Source organism: Maribacter flavus, assembly GCF_008386635.1.
Lineage (GTDB): Bacteria > Bacteroidota > Bacteroidia > Flavobacteriales > Flavobacteriaceae > Maribacter > Maribacter flavus.
In genome coordinates this window covers 680,275-699,092 of record NZ_VUOE01000001.1, presented here as the reverse complement: position 1 = coordinate 699,092, position 18,818 = coordinate 680,275, and the positions used below count along the sequence as shown (strand labels likewise).

The following is an 18,818-nucleotide window of genomic DNA, read 5'->3' as shown; positions in this document are numbered from 1 at the left end:
GCAAAAAGCAGGTTTCTTTGTTACAATCTTAATTCTCATTTAAAGTATTTTTCGTGAATAATTTTGGAGTATGAGGCTTTTCATATTTGTGTTGACTTTCATTTTTGGCTTGGCATGTTTTGCCCAAGACACCTCTTCTGAATGCAAGGAGCGGTACTATGAAGATCAATTTTATATGGGTATTACGTACAACTTTATTCGGAATCGACCGCAGGGCTTTAATCAAAGAAACCTATCCTATGGACTCCAAGGCGGTATTATAAAGGACGTGCCATTAAATGAAAGAGGAACGAAAGCGCTTGGAATCGGCTTAGGTTTTGCCTTGAACACCTATTACTCCAATTTAGTGGTTTCAGAGCTTCTTGACGGCTTTTCCTATAATTTTGGAGGTACTATCCCGGGTTTTAAAAGAAGTAAGGTGGAGACGCATTTAATTGAGTTTCCTATGGAGTTTAGATGGCGCAATTCCACACTGGAGGATTACAAATTTTGGAGAATATATGCAGGAGTGAAATTTGGATACGTGGTTGGGGCCAGGTCTAAATTGGTAACTTCCGACTATAGGGATGGCTTTTTCAATACAGATGTAAATAGTTTTCAATACGGACCAACTTTTAATGTTGGTTATAATACCTTCAATGTCCACATTTATTATTCGTTGACAGAATTATTGGGGGATAACGCAGTTCTAAATAATGAGTCTATTGATATTAAGCCATTAAGGATCGGTTTAATTTTCTACATTCTATAACCAAAACTTTACCGTAAGAAGTTGGGACAAAAGTCCGATCAACAAACCTACAATAATTTCTAGTTTTGAATGTGCCTTAAGGTACAACCTAGCGGAAACAACAATACCTGTCATCAAGGTCATGAAGCCAATGGCGATAATGATGTTTATCTCAAAATGGATGCTAAGGTTGATTAGGTACATGAGTATACCCGCAATCCCAACCGCATGTAAACTAGTCTTAAAATTGAAATAAATCAGCAATAAGCATGCAAATGAGGCTCCCATGAGTCCCACGAAGTAATAGTAAAGTTCCGCGATGTAGTTGTTGGGGATTACCTTGAACAATATCAATCCCAGTAAGATGATATGTATGAATAAAGGGTACCTTCTTTCGTTGACAGAGTTTAAAAAAATGGAATTGGTTACCCCCAGGTTTTTTAGGATTAAAAAGGTTATTATTGGGATAATAACCGTTAGGATAAATATGGGCAGGATATTGCCGCTTTGTATTTCTAGGGGACTGTACTTTGGGGTGGTCAAGAAATAGGCTGCAGTACCCGCAATCGGTACAAAAATTGGATGAAAAATATAGGATATTGTATGAAAGAAAAGTTTCATCAAATTTCCTTTCTCAATCTGGCAACCGGAATATCCAATTGTTCTCTATATTTTGCAACCGTCCTCCGGGCAATAGGATATCCTTTTTCCTTTAGGATAGCCGCAAGTTTGTCATCCGTCAGAGGTTTTCTTTTTTCCTCATTTTTGATGACCGTTTCCAATATTTTTTTGATTTCCTTGGTAGAAACGTCTTCCCCCTGATCATTTTTCATGGATTCTGAAAAGTATTCCTTGATCAATTTTGTTCCATAGGGGGTGTCTACGTACTTGCTATTGGCCACCCTGGAGACGGTACTCACGTCCATATCTATTTCATCGGCAATATCCTTAAGGATCATAGGGCGTAGGTTTCGCTCGTCCCCGGTTAGGAAATACTCCTTTTGATACTGCATAATGGCGTTCATGGTAATGAACAAGGTCTGTTGGCGCTGTCTGATAGCATCTATGAACCATTTGGCGGCATCCAATTTTTGTTTGATAAAAAGGACCGTATCCTTTTGGGATTTGGTTTTGTCCTTGGATTCCTTGTAGCCTTTGAGCATGTTGCTGTACTCCTTGGATACGTGCAATTCCGGTGCGTTACGTCCATTAAGACTAAGTTCGAGCTCCCCTTCCACTATGCGGATGGAAAAATCCGGCACTACATGTTCTATGATTCTAGTATTACCAGAATAGGATCCACCCGGTTTTGGGTTCAATTTTTCTATTTCAGAGATAGCATCCTTTAATTCTTCTTCGGTAACATTGTGCTTTTGGATAAGCTTTTTATAATGTTTTTTGGTGAATTGATCAAATGACTTTTTAAGAATGGCCTTTGCCAACTCGATACTTGGGGTAAGCTCTTTCCGTTCCAATTGAATAATAAGGCATTCTTCCAAAGACCTGGCCGCTACCCCGGGAGGATCCAATTCCTGTACAATGGACAACACTTTTTTTATCGTTACCTCGTCCGTAAAGACATTTTGGGTGAATGCAAGATCATCCAAAATGTCCGAAATAGGTCTTCTTATATAACCACTTTCATCCACACTACCCACTAGAAATTCGGCAATTGCCCATTCCTCATCGTTCAGGTATACCGTATTCAGTTGATTGATCAAATATTGATTGAACGTTGTTCCTGCAGCATAGGGAACGCTCTTTTCATCATCGTCAGCACTATAATTATTGGATTGTGTCCTATAATCCGGGACTTCATCATCACTAAGATAGTCGTCTATGTTGATATCATCGGCAGCTATGGTCTCGCTATCGGATTCGTTCTCGTACATATCGTCATAATCATCCGTAGCAGTGTCCAGATCTTCCTTACCGCTTTCCAATGCGGGATTCTCCTCCAGCTCCTGTTTTAAGCGTTGCTCGAACGCCTGTGTGGGTAGCTGAATCAACTTCATCAACTGAATCTGTTGAGGAGACAACTTTTGGGAAAGCTTAAACTGTAAGTGCTGTTTTAACATCTCTTTTATTCACTATCTATAAAAATAACCAAATACGCTTAGAATTCGGCATTCTGTGGCGTTCTTGGGAATGGAATGACATCCCTTATGTTACCCATTCCCGTGGCAAATAACACCAAACGTTCAAACCCCAAGCCAAAACCGCTATGAACCGCGGTACCGAATTTTCGTAAATCCAGATACCACCAAAGTTCTTCCTCGGGGATATCCAAGGCGGCCATTTTCTGCTTAAGAACATCCAAGCGCTCCTCCCTTTGCGAACCGCCAACGATTTCCCCAATACCGGGAAAAAGGATATCCATGGCCCTAACGGTCTTCCCGTCCTCGTTTAAACGCATATAAAAGGCCTTTATTTTTGCCGGATAATCAAAAAGGATGACAGGGCATTTAAAGTGTTTTTCAACTAGATAGCGCTCATGCTCGCTTTGTAGGTCAGCTCCCCATTCATCGATTAAATATTGGAATTTCTTCTTTTTGTTGGGACTGCTATTCCTTAAGATTTCGATGGCTTCCGTATAGGTAACACGTTTAAAATTGTTGTCCGTAATAAACTTCAATTTTTCGATCAGGGCCATTTCACTACGTTCCGCCTGTGGTTTTGTTTTCTCTTCATCCAGCAATCGGGTTTCCAGAAACTTCAGGTCCTCTTCACAATGATCTAGGACATAGCGAATAACGTATTTGATAAAATCTTCGGCCAGATCCATATTGGCATCCAGGTCATAAAAGGCCATTTCCGGTTCGATCATCCAAAATTCCGCCAGATGCCTGGAGGTGTTCGAATTTTCTGCTCTAAAAGTAGGTCCAAAGGTGTACACCTTGCCCAATGCCATAGCGTAAGCTTCGGCCTCCAATTGCCCTGAAACTGTGAGATTGGTTTCCTTTCCGAAGAAATCTTCCTTAAAGTCGACCGTTCCATCTTCTTTTAATGGGGGGTTCTTTTCGTCCAATGTGGTTACCCGGAACATCTCGCCGGCACCCTCGGCATCTGAGCCGGTAATAATAGGGGCATGAAAATAATAAAATCCATTATCCCTAAAATACTGGTGGATTGCGAAGGCTAGGGCAGAACGTACGCGCATCACCGCGCTGAACGTGTTGGTGCGAACCCTTAGATGTGCCTTCTCCCGTAGAAATTCCAAAGAGTGCTTTTTGGGCTGAATGGGATAAACCTCTGGATCGGCACCTCCATGAACGAAGATATCCCTTACCTGGATCTCAACACTTTGTCCCTTACCCTGACTTTCCACCAAGGTCCCTGTAATCTTTAGGGCGGCACCTGTATTAACGTGCTTTAATATGGCATCGTCGAACTTTTCAAAATCCACAACACATTGAATATTATGGAGTGTGGAACCATCATTTAGGGCGATAAACCGATTGCTTCTAAAAGTTCGTACCCATCCGTTCACGGTAATTTCCTGTAATAATTGCTTTCCTGTTAGGAGTTCTTTGATGCTTACTGAGCGCATTATAAATCGATTGAAAATTAAAAGCCAAAGATAGGTTTTTGACCCAAAAGAATAAATGAATAAGCATCGGTTTTAGCGGTACCTAATCGTTTTCCTCGTCCTGTGGCAGTATATCTATTTGTGGTTCCTTCAGGGTATTCTTGTTGGCGATGCTTTTCTCCAGGGAGAGCAGCAGGGAAGGTAGCAAAATCAAGTTGGCCAACATGGCGAACAATAAGGTGGCCGAAACAAGGGCCCCCAAAGCGACCGTTCCCCCAAAATTGGAGATGATGAACACTGAAAATCCAAAGAAAAGTACAATGGATGTGTAGAACATACTAACACCTGTTTCGCGTAAGGCCGCGTACACGGATTTTTTGATCTGCCATTTTTTAGACTCCAGTTCCTGTCTATACTTGGCCAAGAAGTGTATGGTATCGTCTACGGAAATACCAAAGGCTATACTGAATACCAAAATGGTTGAAGGTTTAATAGGTACACCAATGAATCCCATGATGCCCGCGGTAACGATTAATGGCAACAAATTGGGTATGAGTGATATTACGATCATCCTAAAGGACCGGAATAGATAGGCCATAAAGAGGGCAATTAATCCAATGGCCAGCGCAAGTGACATTACCAAGTTTTTAACGAGGTACTTGGTTCCCTTCAAAAATAGGAGGGCACTACCGGTCATGTAGACGGAATAACGTTCTTCGGGAAATATTTTAGTGATATTCTCCAAAAGACGTTCCTCGATCTGTTCCATGCGGCTAGTCTTTACATCGCGCATGTAGGTAGTCATACGGGCCACTTGTCCTGTGCTGTCCACAAAACTATCCAGCAGATTGCTCTCATCCGATGATTTCCGGGCCACATCCATGATAAAGGTATTTTCCTGGCTGGTGGGTAATTGATAATACTTTGGGATTCCGTTGTAAAATGCCTGTTTGGAGTACTTCACCAGATTCACTATGGATAGGGATGGTGAAAGTTCCGGGATTTCGGCAATCACTTCACCAAATTGGTCCATTCTTCGTAGGGTGGCCGGCTTCATGACGCCTTTGGGATTCTTCGTGTCCACCACAATTTCAACAGGCATGATACCATCAAACTCATTTTCAAAAAAGCGTATATCCTTAAAAAATTCGGCCTTTTTGGGCATATCCTCAATGGGGCTTCCTGAAATATTTATTTGATAAATTCCGATGATGCTCACCACCAACAAGCAAATGGAAATGATATAAACGGCGATTCTTCTGTTACGGACGATATTTTCCATCCAATTTACGAAGGCATCTATCCATCTTTTGTTCAGGTGTTTTAAGTGCCTGGTTTTTGGAAGGGACAGAAAACTATAAACGATGGGTATAATCAAAAGTGACAATATGAAAATCCCGATAATATTGATGGAGGCCACAATACCAAATTCCTTCAGTAACTTACTATCGGTTATGATGAAGGTGGCAAAACCCGATGCCGTCGTAATATTGGTCATAAGGGTGGCATTTCCAATCTTGGAAATTACCCGTTGTAATGATAAAGCCTGATTTCCATGTTTTTTGACTTCCTGTTGATATTTATTTATCAGGAAAATACAATTGGGGATGCCAATTACGATGATCAAGGGAGGAATCAATGCCGTAAGAACGGTTATCTCATATTGTAAAAGGCCTAATACCCCAAAGGCCCACATCACCCCAATTATAACAACACACATTGAAATGAAGGTAGCCCTGAAACTTCTAAAGAAAAAGAAGAAGATGAGTGAGGTCACCCCAAGCGCGGCCAAGATAAACTTGCCAATTTCGTCTATGATATTCTGGGAATTCATCGTACGCACGTAGGGCATTCCAGAGATACGAACGTCCAAGTTGGTATCTTCCTCAAAGTTTTCGATCAGTCGGCTCAGGTCTTGTAAAATAAAATCCTTTCGGACACTGGTATTCACAATATCCTTGTCCAGATACATAACTGTTCTTATGGTGCCGGATTCTTTGTTGTAGATCAGGTTTTCGTAGAAAGGAAGTTCGTTGAAAAGGTGCTGGGTGATACGATTGACCTCAGCCCTGGAATCCGGGGTTTCCTCGATCAAAGGGCGCATCACGAATTTCTGTTCAACGGTATCCTTGACAAGTTCTTTCAGGTTATCCGTAGAAAGGACAAAATCGACTTCGGGGAAAGCCTCCAATTGCTTGCTCAGTTTGTTCCACCGATTGAAATTTTGCGGAGTGAACAAGGCGGAATCCCTGATGGCGAACACTACGGCGTTGCCTTCCTCGCCAAACTGATCCAGAAACTCCTGGTATTCCAAATTTATGGGGTGGTCGTCCGGAAGAAGATTGGCCTGGGAATTGGAAAAACGCATGTTTTCCCATTGTATGGCGAGAAATATGGTAATTCCAGCAACCAAACATAAAATAAGAATCCTATTCCTCAGTATTATCCTGGCCGTTTTTGGCCAAAACCCTTTGGTAAGTTTAGCAACCATACTTGTTTTTAGGCGATTGCAAAGGTAACCATTGTGGTTAATTGAACCTAAAAAGTATTGGAAGAATATAAATACGAAAGAGAGCGGACCACTGGTCCGCTCTCTTTGCTTCATACTATTAAAAATAGATTAATAACTGGATTCTTAATCAATTCTTTTTGTAGCGGCATTTAACTTACCATAAAAAATCCCTCGATGAAAGCAGGTTTAATTAAACCTTCATTATCTCGGCCTCTTTTGCGCTCAGAAAATCGTCGATTTTCTTAACGTATTTGTCCGTTAGTTCCTGCACATCTGCGGTAGCGTTTTTTTCAAGGTCTTCGGAAACGTCCAAATCCTTGATTTCCTTATTCGCATCCTGCCTGGCACTTCGTACGCCTACTTTTGCGTGTTCTGCTTCGGCCTTTGCCTGTTTGGTCAATTGGACCCTGCGTTCCTCAGTAAGTGGGGGCACGTTGATTATGATAAGGTCGCCATTGTTCATAGGGTTGAAGCCAAGGTTGGCGTTCATAATCGCCTTTTCTATTTCGGGTAGCATTCCTTTTTCCCAAGGTTGTACGGAAATCGTCCTACCATCCGGTGTATTGATGTTGGCTACCTGGGACAATGGTGTTTGTGATCCATAATACTCTACCAATACGGAAGATAGCATCGCAGGACTGGCCTTTCCTGCCCTGATTTTAACAAAAGCCCTCTCCAAATGGGCCACTGCGGCATCCATACTTTCCTTGGCTGAGTCCAAAACAAATTGTATTTCTTCGTTCATATCAAAATTTTGTATTCAAAAGCACAAATTATACCAAAATTACATGTTCACGGTAGTTCCTACCGCTTCACCATCTACAATTTTCAATAGGTTTCCTTTTTTGTTCATATCGAACACAACAATGGGAAGTTCGTTTTCCTGACTTAGGGTAAAAGCAGTGGTATCCATAACCTTTAGTCCTTTTTGAAGAACGTCCTTAAACGAGATGGTATCAAATTTGGTGGCATTTTTATCCTTTTCTGGGTCTGAGGTATAGATTCCGTCCACCCTGGTTCCTTTTAAAATGACATCGGCTTCAATTTCAATGGCCCGTAAAACAGCCGCGGAATCCGTTGTGAAATATGGGTTTCCTGTTCCGCCCCCAAAGATAACGACGCGTCCCTTTTCCAAATGACGCATCGCCCTTCTTCGTATAAAAGGTTCTGCGACCTCGTTGATTTTAATGGCAGATTGTAATCGGGTCTGAACATTCTTCATTTCCAAGGCACTTTGTAATGCCAAACCGTTGATAACTGTGGCCAGCATACCCATATGGTCACCTTGTACCCTGTCCATTCCGGTAGCGGCTCCGGCCAGCCCTCTAAAGATGTTGCCCCCGCCAATAACAATGGCCACTTCGATACCTTTATCCACTACTTTTTTAATCTCTTCGGCATATTCATCCAATCTTTTGGCATCTATACCATACTGTTTTTCGCCCATTAGGGCTTCACCGCTAAGTTTTAAAAGTATCCTTTTGTATTGCATTGTTTGATTTGTTTCAGAGCAAAAATAATGAAAAAAATCTATGGTGGACATGGTGATAACGGGGCCCCTAAAACATAATTATTTACTAATCGAAACGGCTATCATTGGTATTTTTAATATCCTTGCAGGAGGATTTGATTTTTTGACTAATAATTTGTTTTAATGATAGAAAGAATGAAAAAAGTATTCTTTTATGTAATTGCAATAGCCTTTCTTTATGGTTGTGGTGCTGGTAAAAACTTAACGACCATTGATAAGGGGCCTGTCCAGGTCTTCATGGATTTGGTCAACGTTACCAATGATCAAGTGAAAGTAATAGTGGATCCCGGTGCCTTTACGGTAGGTCAAATATCTTTTAGAATTCCTAAAACGGTTCCTGGTACCTACAGTGCCGATGATTACGGACAATATATAGAAGGTCTTGTTGCGTATGATTACTCAGGGAATCCTATGCAGGTATCAAAATTAGATGTAAACACGTGGAACATTTCCAACGCCACGATGTTGGACAAGATATCTTATTTTGTAAACGATACCTATGATACCGAAAACGAAGTGGAGGATGCCGTTTTCTCGCCGGCTGGAACGAACATAGAAAAGGACTCCAATTATATGCTGAATTTGCATGGATTCGTAGGTTATTTTGATGGATATAAGGAAATACCCTACCGATTAATCATCGAAAAACCTTCCGGTTTGGAAGCGGCTACTTCCTTGAACCAAGTTGTATTGGACGATGCTATCGAAAATGGGGATGTATTTATGGCAAATAGGTATTTTGAAATTATTGATAACCCAATTTTCTACACCAAACCGGATAAGGAGACATTCAAGGTAGGTGGGATTGAAGTTACTTTAAGTATATTTTCGCCAACGGGAGCCTACCGAGCTAGTGATTTACGGAATCGAATGGAGGGCATGATGAGCGCACAAAAGGCATTTTTGGGAGATATTGATGCTACAAAAAGATATAATATTTTATTGTACCTGTCTACTATGGAGGATACGGATGCCAGGGGCTTCGGTGCCTTGGAACACCATACGTCTACTGTCGTGGTGTTACCTGAGGCGATACCTCAGGACAGATTGGAACAGGCCATGGTAGATGTGGTTTCCCATGAATTCTTTCACATTGTGACACCACTTTCCGTGCATTCCAATGAGATTCATTACTTCGACTACAATGACCCTAAAATGTCGCAACATTTATGGATGTACGAAGGAACTACAGAATATTTTGCCAACCTGTTTCAGGTGCATGAGGGGCTAATAGAAGAAGCGGAATTTTATGAAAGGATGCGCACTAAAATGGATAATGCAAAAGGCTATGATGATGCCATGTCCTTTACCACCATGAGCATGAATATCTTGGAAGCACCCTACGAAAGTAACTACGCGAATGTCTATGAAAAGGGAGCATTGATCAATATGGCTTTGGACATTTTAATCCGTGAAAAAAGTAATGGGGAAAAGGGAGTGCTTTGGTTGATGAAGGAACTTTCAAACAAGTATGGGGTAGATGCCCCTTTTGAGGACGACAAACTTATTGATGAGATTGTATCTATAACATACCCCGAAGTACGGGATTTTTTCAATAAGCACGTAATAGGGAACACACCCATAGATTATTCCATATACCTTGCTAAAATGGGATTGACCCTAAACGAAGTAGAGGAGCAATCAGGTTATTTTTTGCAAGGTGAAATACCTTATATCGATGTGGATCAATCCAATAATGACGCTATTTTCGTTCGAAAGGGAATCGAGTTAAATTCTTTCTTCAAAGGTTTGGGCGTTCAAGGAGGGGATGTTATCAAAAGCATTAACGGAACGGCCATAAACCTAGAGTCGATCAGACCAATTATAGGACAGAGTTTTGGATGGGGTCCTGATACGATGATAAAATTGGAATTGGAAAGGGATGGAGAAGTCGTAACGGTAGAAGGTGCCGTTGGAACCCCTACGATAGTTGTGAATAAGATTACCCCTATTGAAGATGTTTCAGATGAAATCAAAGCACTTAGAAACGCTTGGCTAAAAGGGTAGTGTCTGAAAAATTATGCAATAAAAAAATGCCGGACCAATGTCCGGCATTTTTTATTATTAGAGGGAATCGATGCTTATCCTAGCGCAACTCGCTTAAATCCGGTTACTTCTAAATTTGAATCTACCGATTTTACATACTGGGCAACACTTTGCTTGCTGTCCTTGATGAAATCCTGGTTCACCAAGGTGTTATCCTTGAAGAACCTGTTCAATTTTCCTTTTGCGATGTTGTCCAACATAGCTTCAGGCTTACCTTCTTGACGAAGTTGGTCCTTTGCGATTTCTATTTCTTTGTCGATAATGGACTGATCAACACCTGCCTCGTTCAATGCAACAGGGTTCATTGCCGCTGCCTGCATGGACACATCCTTGGCAACAACGTCTGCACCTTCTACTGCCGCTGAAAGACCTGTTAGGACGGCAATCTTGTTACCGGCATGTATGTATGATCCAACAAAAGGAGCGCTTAACCTTTCAAAACCTCCTATTTCGATTTTTTCGCCAATGACGCCAGTTTGCTCTGTCAATTTATCCTGAACGGTCATTCCTTTAAAGTCCGCAGCTAAGAAAGCTTCTTTGGTATCATAGCTTATAGCCAAATCAGCTAATTCGTTGGCCAAAGTAACGAAGGAATCATTTTTGGCCACAAAGTCGGTTTCACAGTTAAGCGATATGATTACACCGCTTGTGTTGTCATCGTTTACTTTGGCGATGGCGGCACCCTCTGAGGAATCCCTGTCGGCTCTATTTGCAGCGACTTTTTGTCCCTTTTTACGAAGAATTTCGATGGCTTTGTCAAAATCACCTTCGGCTTCAACCAAGGCTTTTTTGCAGTCCATCATACCAGCACCTGTTGTTTGTCTTAATCTGTTTACTTCTGCGGCTGTAATCTTTGCCATTTTCTATGTTTTTTGTTCCCTTTAAAGAGAGGTTTAATTATCAATTATTTATAAGAGTGCCTTTATTCAATACCACCTTTAACACTGTCCTGCCATTCCTTAAGCTCGTCCCATTGACCGTCCGCGGCCATTTGGGCCTGCTTTGGCCATGAAGTTGGGTCTAAATGCGCCATTCTGGAACTTGCTTCTGTCAAGATTTCTTTCATTTCATCAGCATCGGCTTTGGCAACCTTTGCATATGTATCCAAACCGGAATTTATAAGAGCCTCGGCAGCTTTTGGCCCCACACCTTCAATTTTGGTAAGGTCGTCGGCCTCGGCCTTTTTATCCTTCTTCACCGCTTCCTTTGTCGCCTCAACGTCAACAGTTACGTTAGGAACCTTGTCTACAACAGGGGTTGGTTTGGTGTCCACGTTGTCTGGAGTTGGCTCTAGTTTTTCCTTAGCTTCTTTCTCTTTCTTTTTGGAGCTTTTCTCTTTCTTTTCTTCTGAACCTTCCGCTTTTTCAGATTTGCGTTCGGCTAGACCTCCGGCAACTGCGTCGGTTACCTGGGTCATAATGATTTCAATCGATTTTGAAGCATCGTCATTGGATGGAATAACGAAATCCACATCCCTGGGGTCAGAATTCGTATCGACCATGGCAAAAATTGGAATGTTCAATTTTTGGGCTTCTTTCACTGCAATGTGTTCCCTCATGGTATCCACGATGAACAACGCACCTGGTAAACGGGTCATTTCAGAAATGGAACCAAGGTTCTTTTCCAATTTAGCCCTTAAACGGTCTACTTGTAGACGCTCTTTCTTGGAAAGGGTGTTGAACGTGCCGTCTTTTTTCATCCTGTCAATGGAAGCCATTTTTTTAACGGCCTTACGGATGGTTACAAAGTTGGTCAGCATACCACCTGGCCATCTTTCAGTGATGTAGGGCATGTTTACGTTCGATGCCTTCTCTGCAACGATGTCCTTCGCCTGCTTTTTCGTAGCAACGAAAAGAATTTTCCTTCCCGATGCAGCAATTTTAGCCAAAGCCTCATTGGCTTCGTCCAATTTCGCAACAGTTTTGTAAAGATTGATTACGTGGATACCGTTACGCTCCATGTAGATGTAAGGAGCCATGTTGGGGTTCCACTTTCTGGTAAGGTGGCCAAAATGCACACCTGCTTCTAATAATTGTTTTACTTCGACTTTCGCCATTTTTAAATTTAGTTTACGTTCTTTTGAAATAGCAATGACAAAGTGGTATCCTAATTTAAAGAAGGAAGCCTTCATCATTTAGATGCTAAACTAAGTTACCTTCATTTTAAATGGAATGAAGGATTTTTAAGTGTCCGAAAAGCGGACTTTCAATGAACTTGTTAATAAAAATACCGGAATTGCACCGGCAAGATCAATATAAACAGGCATCCGCCAAATGACGGATGCTTTGAAAAAATCGTTGGATTAACGCTTGGAGAATTGGAATTTCTTACGGGCTTTCTTCTGACCGAATTTCTTCCTTTCAACCATTCTTGGATCCCTTGTCAACAAGCCTTCGGGTTTCAAGATTGCACGGTTTTCACTATCCACATCGCACATGGCTCTGGAGATTGCCAATCGAATCGCTTCGGCTTGACCGGTAATTCCTCCACCAAATACGTTTACGCGTACATCAAAGTTATCCGTAGTATCCGTAAGTGTAAAAGGTTGTTTTACCTTATACTGTAAAGTAGCGGTTGGAAAATAAACGTTTAAATCCTTGTTGTTTATGGTAATAGTTCCATTTCCTTGGGAAAGGTAAACTCTGGCAACAGCAGTTTTTCTTCTACCTATTTTGTGAATCACTTCCATTACTTAATATCTTTTAAATTAACCGCAGTTGGTTTTTGTGCTTCCTGACCATGTTGGGCACCAGCATACACCTTAAGGTTTCTGAAAAGGTCCGCGCCCAATTTGTTCTTTGGAAGCATGCCCTTAACAGCTTTCTCGATAATGGCAGTTGGGTTTTTGTCCAACAAAACCTTCGCATTTGTGAAACGCTGTCCTCCTGGATAACCCGTATACCTTTGATACGTTTTGTCTGCCCATTTATTGCCGCTTAGGGTAATTTTCTCAGCATTGATGACTACAACATTGTCACCGCAATCAACATGTGGAGTAAAACTTGGTTTATGCTTTCCTCTCAATAAATTAGCCACTTTTGAAGACAAACGACCTAACGTTTCTCCTTCGGCATCTACCAACAACCATTCTTTGTTTACGGTTGATTTGTTGGCGGATATGGTTTTATAACTTAGTGTATCCACTGCTACTGTTTTTAACTATTATTCTATTCAATCCCGTGAAATGGGCTGCAAATGTACAATTATTAAAATGAATTGCAAATACTTGTTTCTAAATATTTTCAGATTTTTCCACGACTAATTTTGGATTCGATAGGAAAGGATAAAAATAGTTGTTCCCAGTACTTGGAAGAAAATGATATTTGGCAAATTATGATAATTTAAATTTGAAAATTAAAGCGTTAAAGCTTTGTGAGGGTAACCCTGATACTTTCGCCGGAACTGAAATATTTTTGAATGGAAGACTTTAATTGTTTCCAGGAAAATATTCTATCAACTTGGACGTTCTAAACTTTGGATTACGTACTCTTGACATGATGTTATTATATGTACTTAAAGAATTAATAATCAATTAGGTGAAATTTTAGTTCAAGCAAGGTGTTAATTGGAAAAAATGAGATGGATATATTCGATTTAATTGCTTCAGGTAGAAAACGTTCCATTTAATAGCAAAACCAACGTACATAAAAAACAAAAAATAAAAGATATGTAGTAAGCTACTACAAGTCTTAATACCCACTGAGATGTCCCGATAAGCTTCACGATGGCGAAATCGAAGATCCTTGAACACCCATGCTAAACAAATGAAATGATGTGAATAATTACAACCCTGTGCTGAACGTAGCCAAAGCATGATCTATGACAAACAATAAAAATAAACAAATGAAAAAGACGTATTTGACGATTCTTACAACAGCCTTTTTGGCCATTTCCTGTAGTTCCGACAAAGGGAACGGCTCAGATATTGATGCAACTGCAAATATTGTGGGTGCCTGGGAGGCGACCGAGCTTCGTGTCGATGAAAATACGGCAAGTGACAATGCCATTTTTGCCAGGGAAGCCCTTGCATACCTAACGGATCAAAACTGTACTATTATAACGTTACAGTTTAATGCCGATTTGACGGCATCGGCAACAAATTCAACCGACTATCTTGAAATTGATACAACCTCTGGTTTCGATATTCCATGCCCCACAACCTTTGAAACCGAGACAAGTACCTATACCTACGAAAATAATATGGTAAGTTTTGTGAACGTAAATGGAGAGGTAGTGGAAGTCAATGTAACCATTAACGGGGATACCATGCTGGTAGATGCCGAGGATCTCCAAATCCCGGAATTTGATGAGGAAGGACAATTGGTCTTTCAACGACGATAAATAACAAATCTCGATGCTAAAACCTTCCAAGAAATTGGAAGGTTTTTTTATTTTAGTCTGAAGGATGATCAGGTAATTATGAGAGCTTATTATTTAAAATGGTATCTTTCCCTTCTTTGCAGTAGTGAAAGAAAAAGTTTGATTTTACAATTTTAATATGATACCCATTCGGTCGCTCACATTCAAAAGTAAATTTTTCAACAGTATTTTTTTTGATTTTGTTGTGAGGCCCCTTACCGGAATCCTGGTTTTTTCTTTTTTGCTTGTTGGATGCATCGATCCAGTTTCTCCGGAATTTGATTATGAGGATGGGCTTATTTTTATAGAGGGTTTTGCCAGTTCCAATGCCGGTTCTTCCTATGTTGGCATAAATGAATCTGTCACGGAATTTGGGGTTAGGGGTTTGGAATTCATAACCGGGGCTTCGGTACATGTGGAAAACCAGGATACGGGGCGAACTGTTAGTTTTTTTGAATCTGAAGATGCATACCTCTCACCTCAGGATTTTAAGGTGGTACCTGGGGAACGTTGGAAGCTCATTGTTGTCATGCCCAATGGCACTATATACGAGTCTGAGCCTGAGATTGTTTTAACCCCTGTACCCATAACCGATGTTTCAATCGATTACGATCCTGAGTTGGAGTTTAGGCCCTCGGCAAACCGATTCATACCTGGGCACAAGATTTCAGTCAGTTTTGACGATCCTTCAAATTCCGAAAACAATTACTATTGGAGTTATCGCTCCTTTGAAAATCTGGACTATTGCATACGTTGTAACGAGGGTATATATAGAGAAGGAGGCTGTGTCCCGTATGATTTGAGTGGTAGATTGTACAGATACTTCGACTATATCTGTGAAACGGAATGTTGGTCCATACGTTACCCTGAATCTGTCAACATCTTTGATGATACATTTTCGAACGGGAAAACGGTTACCGGTTTGGAAGTGGGTTCTTTACCATTGTATACAAAGGAAAACATGGTGGTAGAAGTACAACAATTCTCCTTGACCCCCGCTGCCCATAAATATTACAAGGTCTTGAAGGATATTGTGGACAATGCCTCCGGGTTTAATGCCCCGCCGCCAGCGGCCTTAATTGGTAATCTTTACAATGCTGATGATTCTCAGGAAATTGTATTGGGCAGGTTTACCGCGGCCGCTTCTTCTATAGTCAATGTGTATGTAGTAAGGGAACTTATCAACGAAGCTGCTATTGCGACCAGACAGCCACCAGCCGTGTCCTTGGAACCTACCATAGGTTCACCCTATCCCCCTCCTGCCACCAATTTGGCCCCATGTGAAGAATCGAGATATAGAACAGCTATTGAACCGGAGGGTTGGCAGTAAAACATAGAAAATGACAGTAAAAGTCCAATCCCTATTAATTATATTAGTACTTTTTTCGTCTTTCCTAGCCCATGCCCAGGATCTCACCTTGTCCCTTATAGTGCTAAACGAAGAGACGAATCTTCCCATGGAAAATGCACAGATTTCCATAACTCCTTGTAGCTGTGGGGGTATTACCAATGAGGCCGGCAGGTTTTCAATCGATTTGCCGCGTGGGGATTACACGGCGACCGTAAATTATATTGGATTTACCAAAGAGGTTTTAAACATCGGTCTAAATCAAAGCCAGGTAATTACGGTTAAATTATGGCCGCAAGAAGAACAGCTCTCTGAGGTAGTGGTCCGTGCCAAACGTATTTTGGACAATTTGGAAACTCCGCAAATGGGCGCGTTGGAACTAAATTCCCAAGAGCTTAAAAAAATACCGGCCGCGATTGGAGAGTTCGATGTGCTGCGAGGTATGACATTGTTAGCGGGTGTAAACAATGCGGGGGAACTTAGTAACGGACTATCGGTACGGGGCGGTTCCTTGGACCAAAACCTATTACTGTATGATTATGCGCCAGTTTTTAATCCCACCCATTTATTCGGTTTGTTTTCGGTATTTACTCCAGAATCGGTTTCATCCGTAGATTTGTATCGGGCAAATATTCCTTCCCGATATGGAGGAAGAACAACTTCCGTATTGGATGTAAAGGTCAAAAATCCGTATACGAATAAATTTAAATTGAGCGGCGGAGTTGGTATCATTTCAAGTCGGTTGGCCATTGAAACTCCATTGATAAAGGATAAATTGATGATGAGCCTTGGGGGCAGGGCGGGTTTTACGGATTTCCTGTTGCCACTATTTTCTGAACGTTTAAAGAATACCAAGGCCAATTTTCAGGATGCTACCCTAAAACTATTGTATTTGCCCACGGAAAAGGACCAGATATCCTTTACGGGCTTTTTCACAAAGGATTTCTATCAGTTGGATCTGATAACCAAGATCCAAAATATCAATGCGGAAAATAACCAATTTGATTTTAGGACATTGAACGGCACCCTTAATTGGACACATAGTTTTAGCAATGACCGTATTCTTAGGACCTTGTTGGTGATGAGCGATTATAATCCCAAAACCATTTTTCCAGAACAACAGAGCGATAATGAAATTGAATTTGACTCGGGTATCAACTATTTGAGTTTCATTTCAGAATTGTCCAATACGATCAACGAAAAGGTCGACTATTATGGCGGCGTTCAAGTAAATAAGTACACCATTCAGCCCGGAAATCTTGATCCGGGCAATGGCAATAGTATTTTGCCCGTTGATTTGGCGCAGGAAAATAGTTATGTTTTTTCGGGCTATGGAAACTTGAATTGGTTGTTGGGCGAGCGGCTTAAATTTTCCGCAGGCCTGCGTTTTAATCATTTTGTATTCGTAGGTCCCTATACCCAGGGGGCTTTTGATGATATCACAGGAGAACTCTTGGGGACCACCTTTTTTGAGAAAGGTGCCGGCGTAAAAACGTATAACGATTTGGAACCTAGATTGGGGCTTAACTATAAACTTGGGGAGGTAACCTCCATAAAGGCGAGTTTTGCCAGATTGAACCAATACCTACAAAATGTGTATAATTCAACGACCCCTTTGCCCACCTCACGTTGGAAGACTTCGGATCCCAATATCGCACCCCAAAATAGTGATGCCTACGGTTTTGGAATTTACACCGGGGTAGCGGATAATACCATTGAACTTGGTTTGGAGGGCTATTATAGAACATCGGATAACAATCTTACTTATAAACCAGGTGCCGACTTCTTTTTGCAGGAATATTTGGAGCGGGATATCGTTCAGGCAGAAGGAAAGGCGTACGGGGTAGAATTGAGTTTTAGGAAACCCAAGGGTAAATTCAATGGATGGTTCAACTATACTTGGTCCAGAAGTTTATTACGGTCCCAAAATGAACGTTTGGCGGATAGAATCAACAATAACGAATGGTTTGCATCTGATTTTGACCGACCTCATGTATTCAACGGAACGGTTAATTTTGAGGGCGATCCCTACAATACATGGAGTTTCAATTTTACCGCACAAACAGGTAGGCCCTATACGGTAGCCAACAGCGTTTTTAAAATCGAGGATTTGGACGTCCCTATATTTTTGGAAAGAAATAATGCCCGATTACGCCCGTACCACAGGCTGGATTTTTCATGGAAGGTATCCTACGGTAAAAACCCCAACCGAAAATGGAAAGGGGATTGGATTTTTACCATTTACAACGTGTATGGTAGGAGAAATCCATTTAATGTGTACTACACACAAAGACAGGGCGCCGAGGATGGTGCGGTTTTCCTGGATAGTCCATTGGGGTCTTACGAACTTTCCGTTCTGAATAGCCCCTTACTGGCACTGACCTATAATTTTGTTTTCGACTAATTATTGCTTTACGAACTTCTTCTGAACCTTTTGTTCCGATGAACGGATGGAAAGCAGGTAGATTCCGGGGTCGAGGTTTGCAACTGGAATGTTCAAGGCATTGTTCTTTATTTCCCATTGATAACTATTTAATGTATTTCCATAAGTGTCCGATAGAACAATGGAAGCCTGTGGTGCGTTCTTGAGGCCGAGAATATTTACGACCGTAGTAGCGGGATTTGGGAAGATTATTATTTCCTTTTCGGCAGATGCATCGTCCACAGCCTTTTTCTGTTGTGAAAATAGCAAGGTGCTAAACAAACAAAGCGAAACAAAAATCATTCTTTTCATAGCACTGCCAACCTTTAGAAACAATACCT

Annotated in this window: 16 protein-coding genes; 5 read left to right on the top strand and 11 right to left on the bottom strand. The window is 41.2% G+C overall.

Annotated features, from left to right (window positions below):
- Positions 1-70 precede the first annotated feature (70 nt).
- Complete coding sequence (locus F0361_RS03165; protein ID WP_154917188.1) at positions 71-751, top strand: porin family protein; 681 nt, start codon at positions 71-73, stop codon at positions 749-751.
- Here the strand turns inward: F0361_RS03165 and F0361_RS03160 are convergent.
- The 6 genes from F0361_RS03160 to pyrH all read right to left on the bottom strand — a co-directional run bounded on the left by F0361_RS03160 (position 746) and on the right by pyrH (position 8,263).
- Complete coding sequence (locus F0361_RS03160; protein WP_154917187.1) at positions 746-1,351, bottom strand: hypothetical protein; 606 nt, start codon at positions 1,349-1,351, stop codon at positions 746-748. The two genes, F0361_RS03165 and F0361_RS03160, sit on opposite strands and share 6 nt — an antisense overlap.
- Positions 1,351-2,808, bottom strand: a complete 1,458-nt coding sequence (rpoN, locus tag F0361_RS03155; protein WP_154917186.1) for an RNA polymerase factor sigma-54 — start codon at positions 2,806-2,808, stop codon at positions 1,351-1,353. Before rpoN ends, F0361_RS03160 begins: the two co-directional genes overlap by 1 nt.
- A gap of 38 nt (positions 2,809-2,846) precedes the next feature.
- On the bottom strand, positions 2,847-4,280 hold the full coding sequence (asnS, locus tag F0361_RS03150; RefSeq protein ID WP_154917185.1) for an asparagine--tRNA ligase: 1,434 nt from the start codon (positions 4,278-4,280) through the stop codon (positions 2,847-2,849).
- 82 nt (positions 4,281-4,362) lie between these two features.
- Positions 4,363-6,750: an efflux RND transporter permease subunit gene (locus F0361_RS03145; protein WP_154917184.1), complete on the bottom strand. Its 2,388-nt coding sequence runs from the start codon at positions 6,748-6,750 to the stop codon at positions 4,363-4,365.
- 211 nt (positions 6,751-6,961) lie between these two features.
- Positions 6,962-7,516, bottom strand: a complete 555-nt coding sequence (gene frr, locus F0361_RS03140; RefSeq protein ID WP_138258806.1) for a ribosome recycling factor — start codon at positions 7,514-7,516, stop codon at positions 6,962-6,964.
- 39 nt (positions 7,517-7,555) lie between these two features.
- Positions 7,556-8,263, bottom strand: coding sequence for a UMP kinase (pyrH, locus tag F0361_RS03135; protein ID WP_154917183.1), 708 nt, complete (start codon positions 8,261-8,263; stop codon positions 7,556-7,558).
- A gap of 174 nt (positions 8,264-8,437) precedes the next feature.
- Between pyrH and F0361_RS03130 the strand changes: the two genes are divergently transcribed.
- Positions 8,438-10,309, top strand: coding sequence for a M61 family metallopeptidase (locus F0361_RS03130; RefSeq protein ID WP_154917182.1), 1,872 nt, complete (start codon positions 8,438-8,440; stop codon positions 10,307-10,309).
- Positions 10,310-10,383: 74 nt separating this feature from the next.
- Here the strand turns inward: F0361_RS03130 and tsf are convergent, their stop codons facing one another.
- The 4 genes from tsf to rplM all read right to left on the bottom strand — a co-directional run bounded on the left by tsf (position 10,384) and on the right by rplM (position 13,492).
- Positions 10,384-11,208 carry a translation elongation factor Ts gene (tsf, locus tag F0361_RS03125; RefSeq protein WP_138258803.1) on the bottom strand — a complete coding sequence of 275 codons (825 nt, stop codon included), beginning with the start codon at positions 11,206-11,208 and terminating at the stop codon, positions 10,384-10,386.
- 62 nt (positions 11,209-11,270) lie between these two features.
- Positions 11,271-12,404 carry a 30S ribosomal protein S2 gene (gene rpsB, locus F0361_RS03120; protein WP_154917181.1) on the bottom strand — a complete coding sequence of 378 codons (1,134 nt, stop codon included), beginning with the start codon at positions 12,402-12,404 and terminating at the stop codon, positions 11,271-11,273.
- A gap of 246 nt (positions 12,405-12,650) precedes the next feature.
- Positions 12,651-13,037, bottom strand: a complete 387-nt coding sequence (gene rpsI / locus F0361_RS03115) for a 30S ribosomal protein S9 (RefSeq protein WP_154917180.1) — start codon at positions 13,035-13,037, stop codon at positions 12,651-12,653.
- Positions 13,037-13,492 carry a 50S ribosomal protein L13 gene (rplM, locus tag F0361_RS03110; RefSeq protein ID WP_138258800.1) on the bottom strand — a complete coding sequence of 152 codons (456 nt, stop codon included), beginning with the start codon at positions 13,490-13,492 and terminating at the stop codon, positions 13,037-13,039. The genes rpsI and rplM overlap by 1 nt, the downstream gene beginning before the upstream one ends.
- 699 nt (positions 13,493-14,191) lie before the next feature.
- Here rplM and F0361_RS03105 point away from each other — a divergent pair.
- From F0361_RS03105 to F0361_RS03095, 3 genes are all read left to right on the top strand, one after another.
- On the top strand, positions 14,192-14,689 hold the full coding sequence (locus F0361_RS03105) for a lipocalin family protein (protein ID WP_161598195.1): 498 nt from the start codon (positions 14,192-14,194) through the stop codon (positions 14,687-14,689).
- 157 nt (positions 14,690-14,846) lie between these two features.
- Positions 14,847-16,037, top strand: a complete 1,191-nt coding sequence (locus F0361_RS03100) for a DUF4249 domain-containing protein (protein WP_154917178.1) — start codon at positions 14,847-14,849, stop codon at positions 16,035-16,037.
- 10 nt (positions 16,038-16,047) lie between these two features.
- Positions 16,048-18,459 (top strand): TonB-dependent receptor, encoded by a 2,412-nt coding sequence (locus tag F0361_RS03095; protein ID WP_154917177.1) that lies wholly within the window; start codon positions 16,048-16,050, stop codon positions 18,457-18,459.
- On the opposite strand, the gene F0361_RS03090 is transcribed toward F0361_RS03095, so the two are convergent.
- Positions 18,460-18,789 carry a T9SS type A sorting domain-containing protein gene (locus F0361_RS03090; protein ID WP_154917176.1) on the bottom strand — a complete coding sequence of 110 codons (330 nt, stop codon included), beginning with the start codon at positions 18,787-18,789 and terminating at the stop codon, positions 18,460-18,462.
- Positions 18,790-18,818: the final 29 nt, after the last annotated feature.